This window comes from Mesorhizobium sp. CA16 (assembly GCF_020165175.1).
In the GTDB taxonomy this organism is placed as follows: domain Bacteria; phylum Pseudomonadota; class Alphaproteobacteria; order Rhizobiales; family Rhizobiaceae; genus Mesorhizobium.
In genome coordinates this window covers 30,847-46,078 of sequence record NZ_JAIUHP010000020.1, presented here as the reverse complement: position 1 = coordinate 46,078, position 15,232 = coordinate 30,847, and the positions used below count along the sequence as shown (strand labels likewise).

The window sequence follows — 15,232 nt, the reverse complement described above, 5'->3', positions numbered from 1 at the left end:
CCCGGCTTCGTGCTATTTCCCTACTCTATTCGCTACTCACTACTCGCTCGCCCATGAATCCCATCGCGTTGCTCGACTATGCCGGCGTCGCCGTGTTCGCGGCGACGGGTGCGCTTGCCGCATCGCGCAAAGAACTCGACATCATCGGCTTTCTGTTCCTGGCCAGCGTCACCGGCATCGGCGGCGGGACGCTGCGCGACGTCATCCTCAACCTGCCGGTGTTCTGGGTCACCAGCAGCGGCTATGTGCTGATCTGCGCCGTCGTCGCGGTGCTGGTCTTCTTCAGCGCCCACCGGTTCGAATCCCGCTATAAGCTGCTGCTGTGGCTCGATGCCGTCGGCCTTGCCGCTTTTTCGGTGATGGGCGCGGCCAAGGGGCTGGCGATCACCGGCTCGCCCGTCGTGTCGGTCATCACCGGCGTGCTGACGGCGACCTTTGGCGGCATTCTGCGCGACCTGCTTGCCGGCGAGCCATCGGTGCTGCTCAGGCCCGAGATCTATGTCACGGCCGCTCTTGCCGGCGCCGCCATCTTCACCCTTGGCGATCTTGCCGGCCTGCCGGCGCTGGCGTCCAGCCTGCTCGGCTTCGCGGGGGCATTCGCGGTGCGCGGCGGAGCGCTTAAATTCGGCTGGTCGTTTCCGGCCTATAAGAGCCGGCCGGGGCGAAGGCCGGAAGATATTCCGTGAGGGAGTGGGGGTTAGTGAGTAGTCAGTAGTCAGTAGTCAGTAGTGACAAGGCGCGAGCGGTGGTGTCCATCACTACTCACTACTCACTACTCACTACTCACTACTCACTACTCACTACTCACTGGAATCACGCCGCGAAACGCTGCCCTTCACCGCCATAGTAGTTGACATAGCGGGCGCCGATCTCCTTGACCGGCATGACGACGAAGACGTCGACGGTCGAGAATTCGTGGTCGATGACGCAGCCGTCGCCGATGCGGGCACCGACACGCAGATAGCCCTTGACCAGCGGCGGCATGGCGGCGATCGCCGCCTTGGCGTTCACCGCCTCGATCGGCATCAGGTCCATCGAGCAGTAACGTCCCGGAACCGCGCGAACATCCCAGGCGGAGTTGGTGCGGCAATGATGGGCGAGATAGGTCAGCGCCTCGGCATGCGCCGCCGGCACGATGCCATGGAACGAGGCGCAGCCGGTCATCACGCCGATGTCGTAGTGGTTGATATAGGCCCAGATGCCTTGCCAGAGCGCCTCGATGGTGCGTTTGGAGCGGTATTCCGGCAGAACGCAGGAACGGCCGAGTTCGAGGAAGCGCTGGCCGGGATGCCGCGCAATCAGCTTGGTAAGCTCGAACTCGCCCTCGGAATAGAAGCCGCCGGCCGCCGCGGCGATTTCCTGCCGCAGCAGGCGGTAGGTGCCGACGATGCGGCGGTGCTCAGGGCCGGGAAGGGAATTGTCCAACACCAGAAGGTGATCGCAGAGCGGGTCGAACCGGTCGGCGTCGCGCCGGTCCTGCGCCTGGAACAGGTCCTTCCTCGCGCCAAGCTCGTCGTAGAATACCCGGTAGCGCACTTCCTGGGCGGCGGCGATCTCGGCCTCGTTGCGCGCGAGCCGCACTTCGAGATTGCCGATGCGGCCCAGCGGAGCGCCGCTTGCGACGGCGTCGGCGGTGCGGGCGGCGAGCAGGGCGCCGCCGGCATTCGGCCGAGTGTCACATTCAGGCACGACTGTATGCACGAGTGATTCTCCTTCGAGCCATCCCTCTTGGCACGGGGATACGGTGTAGGTGCAACAGGATTGTGACAGTACCGTGATACGACGTGGCGAGCAATACTTTGTCGGCTGGGCAATACACTCAACCGGCTATCTTGTGATCGCGAAAGCCAAGCAAGCCAAGGCGTTCAACGGTTAGAAATTTCCTCAGGCGGCAACCTGGCCCTCGACCGCCTGGACGAGCGCGTCCGGGTCGAGCGGCTTGGTCACGAAACCGCTGGCGCCATGGGCGAGCACGGCATGCCGGGTCTTTTCCTGGCTGTCGGCCGAAAGCACCATGATCGGAATCGGGGGCATGGCCAGGGACTCTTCATGGCGACGGATGGCGGCGATCGCGTCCAGCCCGTCCATGACAGGCATATGCAGGTCCATCAGCACCACATCGAAGCGGAACTTGAGGCCGGCATCGGTAACGGCATCGACCGCGGCCTTGCCGTTGCCGACGATCTTGACGCGGTGTCCGGCCTTGAGCAGCGTGGCGCGGGCGAGCATGGCGTTGATGTCGTTGTCTTCCGCAATCAGCACCGACAGGCCCTGGTCGCGCTTGCGCACCGAGGGGGCACCGCGCGGCTTCGGCAGCGGCTTGGCTAGCGCCGAGCCATGGCTGGTCAACAGCACACGCAGCAGGGTCTCGCCCCGCACCGGCCGGGCCAGGAAGGTGGCATAGCCGCTGGCCCGGAATTCGCCGAGCATGCCGCGATCCGTCGGCGCAATCAGGGTGATGGCCTCGCAGTCGGCAAAGCCAGAATCGCGCAGCCGCTTGAGCAGCCTCCCGTCGCTGTTTTCGAGCGCGGCATCGATCAGAAGGACGTTGCAGCCCGCAGCGAAGGTGGCGGCCTGGCCCGGTGTCGCGGCAACCTCGACGATGCCGCCATGGGCCTTGATCGCGCGGGCGATGGCATCGGCCTCGATGGCGTTTTTCGACACGATTACGGCCCGCCGGTCGGCAAGGATGTTGTGGCGATGCGGCGGCGGCTCGGTCGCGGCGACCGCCGGAAGCTCCAGGACGAATTCGGATCCTTCGCCGAGCCGGCTCGAGACCGAGATCGAGCCGCCCATCGCCGTCGCCAGCCGCTTCGAGATGGCAAGCCCGAGGCCGGCGCCGCCATGCACCCTGGTTGAGGTGCCGTCGGACTGCTCGAATTCCTCGAAAATGCGCTCCATGTCCTCTTCGCGCAGGCCGGGGCCGGTGTCGGCGATGGTGAAGCAGATACGGTCGGTGGTTTCGCTGCGGGCGCGCGTCACGGTCAGCAGCACCCCGCCCGTGTCGGTGAACTTCACCGCATTGCCGATGAGGTTGAGCAGCACCTGGCGCACGCGGCCTGGATCGGCGGTGATCATCTGCGGCACATCGGGCTCGACATGGCAGCCGAGGCCGATGTTCTTGGCGAAGGCCTTTGCGGCCAGAAGCTCGATGATGTTGTCGGCGATCTCGCGCAGCGAGGTCGGCTGGGGCTCGGGTTCGAAGCGGCCGGCCTCGATCTTGGAATAGTCGAGCAGGTCCTCGATGAGCGCGAGCAGCGCGCTGGCCGAGGTGGAAATGGCGCCGACATAGGTGCGCTGTTCGGGCGAGAGGTCGGTGTCGGCAAGCAGCTTCGCCATGCCCATGATGCCGTTCATCGGCGTGCGGATCTCATGGCTGACGGTGGCGAGGAAGCGTGACTTGGCCTGGCTGGCATATTCGGCCCGTTCGCGCGCGGTGATCAGCGAGGATTCGGCGCGCTTGCGGGCGGTGATGTCGCGGGCGATCGCCCGGTGCGAGACCGCGCCCGTGTCCTTGTCGCGCACCGACAATTCGATCCAGGAGAACCAGCGTGGTCCGTTCGGGGTGCGGATCGCGACATCCGTCGAGCTCAGGCATTCATGATCGGAGAAGGCGGCGTCGGGAACGATGCCGACATCGATGCCAAGCTCGGACAACGTCTTGCCGGCAAGATCGCGCGCATCGAGCTCGACAAGCGAGGCAAAGACGCTGTTGGCATAAACGATATGGCCGTCGCGATCGCGATGGACGACGAGGTCGCCAAGCGCGTCGATCAGACCGCGGAAGCGCTCCTCGCTCTCCTGCATCTCCCACATGCGGTCGGCGAGAGTCTCGATCTCGGCGCGGCTGCGCGCGGCGGTCTCGTCGAGAAGCGCTGCGGTGCGGCGCTCATCGCGACGGCTGCGCAGATGCATGGCCAAGCCCGCAAAGGCTATGGCGGCGAGGCCGGCGGTGATGATGAGCGGCGCTCCGGTGAGATGCGCGAGCCCCGCCATGATGGCGATGGCGGCAACGATCGTCAGGAAGGGCAGGCCGTCGTGGCTGGCCCCCGGCAGGTCGGGAGCCAGCGGCGGCGCGACGAGCACCTGCCGCTTCGGCGCATCGGGGATGAGCCTGTGAGCGCCAGCGGCTTTGCTGTCCTGTCTGATGTCGGAGTCCGCGACCATGCGCAGATCATGCCAGACAGAAATTATGGAAGGCTGGGAGGGATCGTTCGAATTTTAGCTATTTGAGCGGATCCGGCTGTCCGCATGCGCGGGCGAAACCGAGCTTCGCGAGGTCGTTGCGAGCTACATATCGACAACGACACGACCCCTGACCTTGCCTTCGACGATATCGCGCGCGGCGGCGACAATGCCGTCGAAACCGATCGTGCGGGACAATGTCGACAGCTTCTTGGAGTCGAGGTAGGTGCCGATGCGGCGCCATGCTTCCAGGCGTACCGGCTTCGGCGCCATCACCGAATCGATGCCGAGCAGCGAGACGCCGCGCAGAATGAAGGGCGCGACGCTTCCGGGCAGGTCCATGCCGCCGGCCAGGCCGCAAGCGGCGATCGCGCCGCCATAGGAGGTCATCGACAGCACATTGGCCAAGGTATGGCTGCCGACCGAGTCGACGCCGCCTGCCCAGCGCTCCTTGGCGAGCGGTTTCGCGGGCTGGCTGAGCTCTTCGCGCGAGATCACCTCAGCCGCACCAAGGTCGATCAGATAGGGGCTCTCGGCGTTGCGGCCGGTCGAGGCGATGACATGATAGCCGAGGCTCGACAGGATCGAGATGGCGACCGAGCCGACGCCGCCGGCAGCGCCCGTCACCACCACCGGACCGCGGTCCGGCACGATTCCGTGCCGCTCCAGCGCCATGACCGAGAGCATTGCCGTGTAGCCCGCCGTGCCGACAGCCATCGCATCATGCGCGCTCATGCCCTCGGGCAGCGGCACCAGCCAGTCGCCCTTGACGCGGGCGCGGCCGGCATAGGCGCCGTAATGCGTCTCGCCGACGCCCCAGCCGTTGAGGATCACCTTGTCTCCCTTGCGCCAGTCGGCATGCGAGGAGGAGATCACGGTGCCGGCGAAATCGATGCCTGGAACCAGCGGCCAGCGGCGCACGACCGGGGCCTTGCCGGTGATGGCGAGCCCGTCCTTGTAGTTCACCGTCGTCGCCTCGACGGCGACGGTGACATCGCCTTCCATCAGGTCGGCCTCGGTGAGGTCGACGACATCGACGGACTGTTTCTTGTCCGCATCGCGCGAGACGAGGATGGCTTTGAAGGTGTCGGGCATGATTTTCTCCTCGCCTCTGTCTGATGAGGAAGTCTGCGGTTTCAACAGCGTGAGGTCAATTGCCAAGGTCCTGGGACTTGGCTTCGCGCCGCCAGCCGATCAGTTCGTCGAAGACGACAAGCGCTGCGCCGACCGAGATGAAGGTGTCGGCGAGATTGAAGACCGCGAAGGACCAGACGGGCGTGTGGAACAGGATGTAGTCGATGACGTGACCGTAGACGGCGCGGTCGATGAGGTTGCCGAGCGCGCCGCCGATGATCAGCGCAAAGCCGATACGAGCGACGACATGGCCGGCCGACGTGCGCGTGGCGAGATAGAGCACGAAGGCGACGACGAGCACGGCGATGACCACTAGGCCGGTATCGCCGAAGGACTCGAACATCGAGAAGGCGATGCCGGTGTTGTAGGTGCGGAACAACGCCAGGAAGGGCAGGAGGTCGACCTTCTCCTGAAAGGCGAGACCGTTCTCGACCAGCTGCTTGATCCACTGGTCGAGCGCAATGGCGATGACGACCAGCACGACGTAAGGCGACCAGTATTTCATTTGGCGGTTCTCATCGGATGTCATTGGCAGGCTCGAGCTTCAACGCGCCGCGCCGGATCTCGAACAACATCACGCCGGTGGCGACCGCCAGATTGAGCGAATCGGCCCGGCCTGCCTGGGGAATTCTGAGCAGCCGGTCGCAGCTTTCGGCGAGACTGTCCGGCAGGCCCTGCTGCTCGTTGCCCATCAGCAGCAGGACCGGTCCCCTGGAGAAATCGACCGAGCGATAGTCGACCGCGCCCTTGAGATGGGTTCCGGCGACAAGGCCGGAGAAATCGCGGCGCCAGGCGAGGAAGGCCTGCTCGGTCGCCCTGGCGACCGGCACGGCGAAGATCGAGCCCATGGTGGCGCGCACCGTCTCCAGCGAGAACGGGTCGGTGGTGTCGCCGACCAGGATGACGCCCTTGGCGCCGACGGCGTCGACGGTGCGGATCACGGTGCCGAGATTGCCGGGGTCGCGCACCCGGTCGAGCGCCACCCAGACATCGCCGTCCCTGGCGCGGATGTCCTTCAGCGGCACCGTCTGCTGCGCGAAGACGCCGACCACCATTTGCGGGTTCTCGCGGCGGGTGATGGCAGCGAGCACCTTTTCGGAAACTTCGAGCACCATGCCGCCGGCGGCGACGGTCCGCGCGGCGACCTTTTCGACGGCCGGGTTGCCGCGTCCGGCCTTGGCGAAGACCAAGGTCCTGATCGACCAGCCGAGGTCGAGGGCATCGATGACCAGCTTCAGGCCCTCGGCCATGAAGGCGTTCTGCTGGTCGCGGAATTTCTTGAGCGCCAGCGCCTTGATGTCCTTGACCAGGGGATTGGCAAGGCTGGTGACTTCCTTGACCTGCCCGACCGGGCGAGCGCCGTCATGTGCCGTCATTCAAGCCACCCAGCGCGAGAACAGCGAAGTCGACAGCGCGCGGCCAGCGGATTTCTCGCGAATGATCAGCTCGCCGGATTCGACCGTGCCGCCGATACCGGCGAAGGTATCGCGCATCAGCGCATGGATGGCGAAGAAGGAAGCGCGGATCGAATAGGCGGTGAGGACGACGGCGAGCGGTTTCGGCGTCAGGATCGAGCGGCAAAGCTCGGTGAGGCCCGGCAGGTCCTCGAACAATTGCCAGACCTCGCCCTTGGGCCCGCGGCCATAGGCCGGCGGATCGAACAGCACGATGTCGTAGCGGCTGCCGCGGCGTTCCTCGCGCTCGGCGAATTTCATCGCGTCCTCGACGATCCAGCGGATCGGCTTGTCGGCAAGGCCGGCCATTTCCTGGTTCTCGCGCGCCCAGCCGATCGCCTTCTTCGAGGCATCGACATGGGTGACCTCGGCGCCGGCGCGGGCCGCCACCAGCGAGGCAAGCCCCGTATAGCCGAAAAGGTTCAGCACCTTGACCGGGCGTCTCGCCGACGCGATCAGTCCCGCCATATGGTCCCAATGCGAGGCCTGCTCCGGAAAGACGCCGACATGGCGAAACGAGGTGAAGCGGCCGAGATAATCGATGCCGTCATGCTTCATCGGCCAGGTTTCGCCCAGCGGCGTTTTGGGAAACCGCCAGCGGCCGATGCCCTCTTCGTCGGTGTCGCCGGTGAAGATGGCGTCGGCGCGCTCCCATTCCTTCGCCGGCAGGGCCCGCTGCCAGATTGCCTGGCCCTCGGGGCGCACGATGCGGTACGGGCCGTATTGCTCGAGCTTCTCACCGACGCCGCTGTCAAGCAGGGCGTAATCGGCGTTTGGCGCGACTTCGAGGATCAACGGCAGGCGCTCGGCAGGCAACGCGCCTTCGCGGCGCGCAAGCACGCGCGGCGCCGGCTTGGCTTCCTGCCGCTCCGCCGGCTTGGTTTCGCGGCGCCCGGCAGGTGCGGCCTGCTGCCGTCCGGCCGCGAACGCATCACGCGGGCGGGGCTGTTCCGCCCTGGCGGGATGCGGGCGGCCATCGCGGCGTTTGTCGCGAAAAGATTTCAAGAAAGGTCATCTCCGGCGGTTCGGCCCGCTTCTGCCACAGCTCAGCCCACCGGCGCAACAAAGCCTGGCTCATTCAATGGTCTGTAATCAGCCATGCCGGATACCGAGCAGGCCGAAACAAAGCGAAACGAAGCCAAGCGCCTTCGCCGCGGCCACCGCCATGTGGCCGGTCTCCCAACGCAGCCGGACGGCCTCGAAATTGTCCGGGATCGGTCCGGGCGCCCAGGTCGCAAGAATGTCGTTGGCCGGCTTGACCAGTCCGAACCAGAGCGCCAGCGAGACGGCATAAAGCAGTGTGGCGGCGAGCACGAGCCAGAAGGCTGTCGCTTGGCCGCGCAGCATCCAGGCAAGCAGCGCCGGGCAGAGGATCGCAGCGATATCGAGCGGCGCTCCAATGACGGCAAAGAGCAGGAACTGACCGTTGAAGACCGTCGCCTCTCGCCAAAGCGCCGGCGACCATTTCGTCAGCCTGGGCCGCGATTCCAGCACATGGGCAAAGGACGGCCCAAGGCTGAGCGCCGCGACGAAAGCGGTCAGCACCGACCAGAACAGCAGGGTCCCGCGCATCTCCATTGTGGGGAGAACGGGAACGGGACGCGGGCGTTCCGTGGCAGAAGGTCGCTTGCCGCGATGTGCAGGCCAGCCCTATTGTCCGGCACGCCGGTTAGCCATTCATGTCCCGTTCAGCCCGCCTGCTCGACCTCGTTCAGATCCTTCGCCGCCATCGCCTGCCGGTGAGCGGCCGCACGCTTGCGGACGCAATCGGCGTGTCGATCCGTACCCTCTATCGCGACATCGCGACGCTGCAGGGGCAGGGCGCGCCGATCGAGGGCGAGGCGGGGCTTGGCTATGTGCTGAAGCCCGGCTTCATGCTGCCGCCGCTGATGTTCAGCGACGAGGAGATCGAGGCGATCGTGCTCGGCTCGCGCTGGGTGGCGAAGCAGCCGGACAAAAGGCTGGCGGCCGCCGCGGCGGATGCGCTGGCCAAGATCGCGGCGGTGCTGCCGGATGATCTGCGCGACGATCTCGATGCTACGACGCTGCTCGTCGGGCCGCGCTCGGAAAATGCCGAAGCGATCGACCTCGGCATCGTGCGGCAGGCGATCCGCGACGAGCTCAAGCTTGGCTTCCTTTACCGCGACGCGGGGGGAGCGGCATCGAAGCGTCTGGTCTGGCCGTTCGCGCTCGCCTTCTTCGACAAGGTGCGGGTGATGGTGGCGTGGTGCGAAACGCGCCAGGATTTCCGGCATTTCCGCGCAGACCGGATGTCCGACCTGACAGTGACAGACATCCGCTATCCGCGCCGCCGCCAGGCGATGCTGAAGGAGTGGCGGGCGAGCCTTGACGCGCCCGGCCGGAACGGCGTGAAAGACGCTTCCGGCTGATCGCTGCTGCCAGAATCTGACAGCAGGTTCGCATATCGTCTCCAAGGTTCAGACACTTTGGAGATCAGATATGACCACGCCGAATTTCGTCATCCTCTATGTCGACAGCCCGGAAAAGAGCGGCGCGTTCTACGCTTCGCTGCTCGGACGCGAGCCGGTTGAATCCTCGCCGACCTTCGTTATGTTCGTGCTCGACAAGGGGTTCAAGCTCGGCCTCTGGTCGCGCCACACAGTCGAGCCGGCTGCGGCGGCAGCAGGCGGTGGCGGCGAGCTCGTGATCGCGGTCGAGAATGCGGCTGCGGTCGACGCCACCCATGCGGATTGGACTGGCAGGGGCCTCAACATTCTGCAGACCCCAACCGATCTTGATTTCGGCCGCACCTTCGTCGCGCTCGATCCCGACAATCACCGCCTGCGCGTCTACTGGCCGAATGGGCAGTAGGCAGTAGGCAGTAGGCAGTAGGCAGTAGGCAGTAGGCAGTAGGCAGTAGGCCTATCTTCCCAATTGCCTGCTGCCCAATCCCTACTGTCTATTTGAGCGCCTTGTAGACGGCGATGCCTGCGGCGAGGTCCTCAAGCGCAGCGCCGACCGATTTGAACAGCGTGATCTCGTCGTCGGTTTGCCGGCCCTGTTTCTCGCCACGCGCGAGCTCGTGCAGGTCGGCGACAATCGCTTCCGGTTTCAGCACGCCGGAGGCCAGCGGCTGGACGATGTCGCCTGCCTCCTTGGTGGCGCTGGCGCGGGTGTCGACATAGACGCGGGCACGGACAATGGCGTCATCATCGCTTTCGCGCATCGTCGGCGTGAAGCCGCCGACGAGATCGACATGGGCGCCCGGCTTCAGCAGCGCGCCCTTGACCAGCGGCGTGTTCGAGATGGTCGCGGAAGCGACGATGTCAGCCTCGGCAAGCTCCGCATCGAGATCGCCGGCGGCACTGGCCGGAAGGCCTTCGGCGCGCAAGGCCGCCGCCACTTTTTCGGCATTGGCCGGCGTGCGGTTCCAGATGCGGATGGATGTGATCGGCCTGACTGCAGAATGCGCCTTGGCAAGGAAGGGCGACAGCGCGCCGGCGCCGATCACCAGAAGCCGCGAGGCGTCCTTGCGGGCGAGATAGGAGGCGGCGAGCGCGGAGGCGCAGGTCGTGCGCCACTGCGTCAGCCGTTGGCCGTCGATCAGCGCTTGCGGCTCGCCGGTGACGCCGTCGAGCAAAAGGTAAAGGCCCATGACCGCCGGCTTGCCGATGGCATTGTTGTCCGGCGACACGGTGACGATCTTGACGCCGATATGGCCTCCCTCGGAGGTGCCGGCGGCGTTGAAGTCGGTCCAGGCTGGCATCAAAAGCAAGGTCGAGGCGGCGCCGTCCGGCCGCTCGATGCCATGATGGTGGCGAACCGGCTGCACGGCGCCATCGCGAAAAGCCGTGCGCAATGTCTCGACAAGGCCGGGAAAGGTCAGCGCGCGGTCGACCTCGGCGGCCGAAATGGTCAGCATTCAAAGCTCCGTGGTGTCGAAAGGACGCTCGACTATCTTCTACGCAATTCCGGACGGAAAACCGCTACGCATTTTGCCTGGAGTTGCTAAAGCGCGTCGCGCTGAAACAGAATCAGGCGGCGCGCTTTAAATCTTTGTTCGATGCATGTCGTTGTCCCAGAACCGCTGCGCACTTCTGGGCGACATGCATTAGTTCGTCGGGTTGGGCAGCGCCGGTCCCTTGGGCGCCACGGGCGTGCGGCTCACCGCCTGGCGCAGGTTTTCCGCCTCGAGGCCGCGCTGGCGCGCGAGCTTGCGATAGCGTCCCTGCTTCACCCAGGTGGCCAGGCTTCCGACGACCATGCCGATGGCCAAAGCCAGGAACAGGAAGATGAAAAGCGGCAGGCTCAGCGTCAGCGCGGGATTGCCGGGATGAAATGGATCGACCGTGAAGGCGACGGGGCCGCGATTGGCGACGGCGAGCGCGATCAGGATGACGGCCAGCGGCACGAAGACCACGACGAGGACGAAGCGATTGAACATCAAATCTCCATGGAGAGGCTTCTTGAAGCGCGCATGTCCTTGTCCCGAAACCGGTCTCCACTTTCGGGAGACATGCGTTTAGGCGCCGAGATGCCGTTTCAACCCGCCGGCCCGGCGCCTATTTGCTGCCGTTCAGCCTTTCGCGCAACTCCTTGCCGGTCTTGAAGAACGGCACCCATTTTTCCTCGACCTCGACGGATTCGCCGGTGCGCGGGTTGCGGCCGGTGCGGGCCGGACGGTTCTTCACCGAAAAGGCGCCGAAACCGCGCAACTCGACCCGGTTGCCCTCAGCAAGCGCGTCGGTGATCTCGTCAAAGATCGCGCCGACGATGTTTTCGACATCGCGCAGGAAAAGGTGCGGGTTGCGTGCAGCAATGATCTGCACAAGTTCGGATTTGATCATAGAACATTCCCCGTAAAACCACTGCAACCGATTATCAGGATGATTTTATTGCTTTTTCGGCTCGTCCCAACGGCACCTTAAGGGTGCCAGACCGAAACGAGACCGTCAAGAAACAAGCGGTCGGCGCCAAGTTCGTGAATGACATCGCCGCCGGCATCCGGCAGGCCGAGCGCCTTGGCCGCCACTTTTGCCATCGACTGGGAAAACAGGAAACCGCCACGCCTGTCCTTGTCCTTCCACTCGACGACCTTGAGCTTGCTGTCCACCCCCTTCGTCGCCAGCCAGTCGATCGCCTCCTGCTCGCCGCCGACGGCGTCGACCAGGTGGTTGGCCAAAGCCTGGCGGCCGGTGAAGATCGAACCGTCGGCAAGCGCCAGCGCCTGCTCATGCGACATCTTGCGGCGATCGGCGACGATGCCGACGAACCAGTCGTAGCTGTCGAGGATCAGCTTGCGCACCATGGCGCGCTCGTCGTCATTGGTCGGCTTGAAGGGCGAGGGCGAAGCCTTGAGCGGCGACGATTTCACCTCCTCCAGCTTGATGCCGAGCTTGTCCATGAGACCGCTGACGTCGGGATACTGGATCAGCACGCCTATCGAGCCGACGATCGATGTCTTGCGGGCGACAATGTGGTCGGCTGCACTTGCGATCATATAGCCGGCCGATGCCGCCAGCGTGCCGACTTCGGCCACCACCGGCTTGTCGCCGGCAAGCTTGCGCACGGCGTCGAATGTGGACTCGCCTCCGACCGTGGTGCCTCCCGGCGAATCGATCGACAGGATGACGCCCTTCACCTCCGGCGACTTGCGGATCGATTCCAGCCTTTTGAGCAGCTCCTCGTCCTCGGTGATGGTGCCTTCAATCTTGACCTTGGCTATGTGGGGGACCGCCCGGCCGGTAAAATTGTCGTCATAGACCCAGGTCGAGAAGGCGATGATCGCTGCCGCCAGAACCAGAAACGCGACCACGCGCCAGAACGTCAGCTTGCGGCGCAAGCGGCGGCGGTCGATCAAGTCGTCGGCTCTCATTGCCATTGTCAGCCTCATGGATGGTGGGAAAGCACGCTTTTAAAGCAAGCTTCTACACACGGCTACCGTTTCCTGGCGCGGGTCATCCGCTTCACAGAAGGGTGACCCCTCTACTTTCTTGTCCTGATGCAATTCCTGTCGGAAACCGCTCGCAGCTTTCCCGGAACTGTTCCGAAAGGCCCGGCTTCGGCCTCCGGCGGTGACGCCGGGCTCACGAAAAATTAACGCAAGCAGTCCGTATCTGCTATGAAGTACACGCCGTCTCGCCGAATTCCTTTCGATTTTGCGCGCGGCAGCTGTCACATTTTTGCAGTTTTCCTCCGCTTGTGCTTGCTTGTAGGTGCCGGCATACCACCTATAGGCGGTGTTTTGGGCGGGCAAAGGTCCATTAGAAAAGTCATGTTGGCGCGATCTGACGAAACGAGCGATGCCGGTGAGGCATCGGCTCCCGCGAACCAAGGCGGCACGCGTGGCGATGCGTTCAACCGCGCCCGGCGGCACTCGCGCCGCGTCCGCGTGCTGAAATTTGCGGTACCGCTGCTCGCGGTCGTGATCGCCGTCGCCTTTCCGGTCTATTCCTACCTCAAAGCGCCGCTGTCGGTATCGGTGCAGGCCGACGGCACGGCGTTTTCCGATGGCAAGCTGGTGATGGCCAATCCGAAGCTCAACGGCTTCACCAAGCAGAAGCTGCCATATTCGCTGACGGCGACCAGGGCGACGCAGGATGTCGGCCAGCAAGCCGTCATCGACCTCGAAGGCATCAACGCCAAACTGCCCGTCGCCACTGACAACATCGTGTCGGTCGATGCCGCGCACGGTATCTACAATCGCGACGCCAACACGATGGATCTGACCAGCGACGTCAGCGTGACGACGACGGACGGCCTGATGGCGAAGTTCAAATCGATCTTCCTAGACATGGGCAAAGGCTCTATGAAGACGAGCAATCCGGTCGACGTCAGCCGTGGCGGGTCGCGCATCACCGCGGACTCGATGTCGGTCGAGGACAATGGCAGGCTCGTGGTCTTCGAGAGCCGGGTTCGCGTCAACATAGATCCAACTGCGCTGAAGGCAGCGGGGGTAAACGGTGGAGAACAGAATGCGTCGCAGTAAATCCGCATGGCTTCCGGGCGCTGCTTCCGCATTGCTGTTTTTGGCAACGGCGCATTCGTTCGCGCAGTCGAGCGCGACCAGCCAGATTCCCGGGCTCAAGCTGTCGGGTGACCAGCCGATCCAGATCGAAAGCGACAAGCTCGAGGTCCGCCAGGCCGAAAGCATGGCCGTGTTCAGCGGCAATGTGACGGTCAATCAGGGGCCGACCCTGCTCAAGGCCGGCAAGATGACGGTCTACTATGTCAAGGATGCCAATGCCGGCAAAAGTGCCGCGGCAGGCGCATCGGCGATGACGGGCGCCGCCAATATCGACCATCTCGAGGTCGAGAACAAAGTCTACATCAAATCGAACGACCAGATCGCCACCGGCGACACCGGCAAATTCGACATGAAGACGCAGGTGCTGGTGCTTTCCGGCAAGGAAGTGGTGCTGTCGCAGGGCGACAATGTGCTCAAGGGCTGCAAGCTCACTGTGCAGATGAAGAGCGGCCTCGGCAATGTCGAAGGCTGTCCTCGCGTCATCATGATGTTCAAGCCGCAGAAACAGGACGCGCAGCAGGGAGCGTCGAGCAAGTAATGGCCGGCGTGACCTCGCTGCTGGCCCGTCTCCCGGGACGGGCAGCCGCACAACCCGCTGCGCCGGCAACGGTCGGCGCCGACAAGGCGAAGTTCAAGGGCACCCTGATCGCCAAGGGGCTAACCAAGAGCTACAAGGGCCGCAAGGTGGTGAGCGGGGTGACGCTCGGCGTGCGCGCCGGTGAGGCTGTCGGCCTGCTCGGCCCCAACGGCGCAGGCAAAACCACCTGTTTCTACATGGTCACCGGCCTTGTTCCCGTCGACGAAGGCTCGATCGAGATCGACGGCTTCGATGTCACCTCGATGCCGATGTACCGGCGGGCCCGCCTCGGCATCGGCTATCTGCCGCAGGAAGCGTCGATCTTCCGCGGCCTGAATGTCGAGCAGAACATCCGGGCCGTGCTGGAGGTGGTGGAAAAGAGCCGCAAGGAACGCGAGCGCACGCTCGACGAGCTGCTCGAGGAGTTTCACATCAGCCATCTGCGCAAGGCGCCGTCCATGTCGCTGTCGGGCGGCGAACGGCGTCGCCTCGAAATCGCGCGGGCGCTGGCGACGCGGCCTGCCTATATGTTGCTCGACGAGCCCTTCGCCGGCATCGATCCGATCGCCGTCGCCGACATCCAGCAACTCGTTCGCCACCTCACGGCGCGCGGCATCGGCGTCTTGATCACCGACCACAATGTGCGCGAGACGCTCGGCCTGATCGACCGCGCCTACATCATCCATGCCGGTCAGGTGCTGACGCATGGCCGCGCCGACGAGATCGTCGCCAACGCCGATGTGCGGCGTCTCTATCTCGGCGAGGGTTTCACGCTCTGACCGCGGGTTTCGACGCGGTTCGATGGCCGCGTCACGGCTTTCGGTCATTTTAGCGCTCGATAACGCTCCGGTAAGCCGCAGCTGCTAGCGTTTTGCTTGACAAGCAAAAGCCGGG

General features: G+C 64.5%; 17 protein-coding genes. 6 read left to right on the top strand and 11 right to left on the bottom strand.

Translation table 11 applies throughout. The features are described from left to right. Positions 1-53: 53 nt before the first annotated feature. Entirely contained in the window at positions 54-686 is a 633-nt protein-coding gene (locus LB525_RS24285; protein ID WP_224548142.1) for a trimeric intracellular cation channel family protein, read from the top strand. 127 nt (positions 687-813) lie between these two features. Here LB525_RS24285 and LB525_RS24280 read toward each other — a convergent pair whose 3' ends face one another. The 7 genes from LB525_RS24280 to LB525_RS24250 all read right to left on the bottom strand — a co-directional run bounded on the left by LB525_RS24280 (position 814) and on the right by LB525_RS24250 (position 8,351). Continuing rightward, a complete protein-coding gene (locus LB525_RS24280) occupies positions 814-1,701 on the bottom strand; it encodes a GNAT family N-acetyltransferase (RefSeq protein WP_224548139.1) in 888 nt (295 codons plus the stop codon). 183 nt (positions 1,702-1,884) lie between these two features. Then, a complete protein-coding gene (locus tag LB525_RS24275; RefSeq protein WP_224548137.1) occupies positions 1,885-4,167 on the bottom strand; it encodes a PAS domain-containing hybrid sensor histidine kinase/response regulator in 2,283 nt (760 codons plus the stop codon). A gap of 123 nt (positions 4,168-4,290) precedes the next feature. Then, entirely contained in the window at positions 4,291-5,280 is a 990-nt protein-coding gene (locus LB525_RS24270) for an MDR family oxidoreductase (protein ID WP_224548135.1), read from the bottom strand. A 55-nt stretch (positions 5,281-5,335) separates the two neighbouring features. Continuing rightward, complete coding sequence (lspA, locus tag LB525_RS24265) at positions 5,336-5,824, bottom strand: signal peptidase II (RefSeq protein WP_224548133.1); 489 nt, start codon at positions 5,822-5,824, stop codon at positions 5,336-5,338. 10 nt (positions 5,825-5,834) lie between these two features. Beyond that, positions 5,835-6,695, bottom strand: a complete 861-nt coding sequence (locus tag LB525_RS24260; RefSeq protein WP_140710196.1) for a TrmH family RNA methyltransferase — start codon at positions 6,693-6,695, stop codon at positions 5,835-5,837. Continuing rightward, a complete protein-coding gene (locus LB525_RS24255) occupies positions 6,696-7,778 on the bottom strand; it encodes a class I SAM-dependent rRNA methyltransferase (RefSeq protein WP_224548122.1) in 1,083 nt (360 codons plus the stop codon). A gap of 87 nt (positions 7,779-7,865) precedes the next feature. Then, positions 7,866-8,351: a DUF1772 domain-containing protein gene (locus LB525_RS24250; RefSeq protein ID WP_224548100.1), complete on the bottom strand. Its 486-nt coding sequence runs from the start codon at positions 8,349-8,351 to the stop codon at positions 7,866-7,868. Between the two features lie 101 nt (positions 8,352-8,452). Between LB525_RS24250 and LB525_RS24245 the strand changes: the two genes are divergently transcribed. Together LB525_RS24245 and LB525_RS24240 are read left to right on the top strand one after the other, a co-directional pair. Continuing rightward, positions 8,453-9,163: a helix-turn-helix transcriptional regulator gene (locus tag LB525_RS24245; RefSeq protein ID WP_224548089.1), complete on the top strand. Its 711-nt coding sequence runs from the start codon at positions 8,453-8,455 to the stop codon at positions 9,161-9,163. Positions 9,164-9,233: 70 nt separating this feature from the next. Then, positions 9,234-9,605: a VOC family protein gene (locus LB525_RS24240; RefSeq protein ID WP_140710204.1), complete on the top strand. Its 372-nt coding sequence runs from the start codon at positions 9,234-9,236 to the stop codon at positions 9,603-9,605. A gap of 88 nt (positions 9,606-9,693) precedes the next feature. Here LB525_RS24240 and LB525_RS24235 read toward each other — a convergent pair whose 3' ends face one another. The 4 genes from LB525_RS24235 to sppA form a co-directional block, all read right to left on the bottom strand. Then, on the bottom strand, positions 9,694-10,656 hold the full coding sequence (locus LB525_RS24235; RefSeq protein WP_224548087.1) for an ornithine cyclodeaminase family protein: 963 nt from the start codon (positions 10,654-10,656) through the stop codon (positions 9,694-9,696). A gap of 189 nt (positions 10,657-10,845) precedes the next feature. Next, a complete protein-coding gene (locus LB525_RS24230; RefSeq protein WP_140710208.1) occupies positions 10,846-11,178 on the bottom strand; it encodes a LapA family protein in 333 nt (110 codons plus the stop codon). 118 nt (positions 11,179-11,296) lie between these two features. After that, a complete protein-coding gene (locus LB525_RS24225; RefSeq protein ID WP_224548085.1) occupies positions 11,297-11,581 on the bottom strand; it encodes an integration host factor subunit beta in 285 nt (94 codons plus the stop codon). Between the two features lie 77 nt (positions 11,582-11,658). Next, entirely contained in the window at positions 11,659-12,615 is a 957-nt protein-coding gene (gene sppA / locus LB525_RS24220) for a signal peptide peptidase SppA (protein WP_224548083.1), read from the bottom strand. A gap of 393 nt (positions 12,616-13,008) precedes the next feature. Between sppA and lptC the strand changes: the two genes are divergently transcribed. From lptC to lptB, 3 genes are read left to right on the top strand one after another with little or no spacing between them, the layout of a single operon-like run. Further along, positions 13,009-13,722 (top strand): LPS export ABC transporter periplasmic protein LptC, encoded by a 714-nt coding sequence (lptC, locus tag LB525_RS24215; protein ID WP_224548072.1) that lies wholly within the window; start codon positions 13,009-13,011, stop codon positions 13,720-13,722. Next, the gene (locus tag LB525_RS24210) at positions 13,709-14,299 is read left to right on the top strand and encodes an LptA/OstA family protein (protein ID WP_224532219.1); all 591 of its coding nucleotides are present in this window, start codon (positions 13,709-13,711) and stop codon (positions 14,297-14,299) included. Before lptC ends, LB525_RS24210 begins: the two co-directional genes overlap by 14 nt. Beyond that, a complete protein-coding gene (gene lptB / locus LB525_RS24205) occupies positions 14,299-15,117 on the top strand; it encodes an LPS export ABC transporter ATP-binding protein (RefSeq protein WP_095769266.1) in 819 nt (272 codons plus the stop codon). Before LB525_RS24210 ends, lptB begins: the two co-directional genes overlap by 1 nt. The last annotated feature ends 115 nt before the right edge of the window (positions 15,118-15,232 follow it).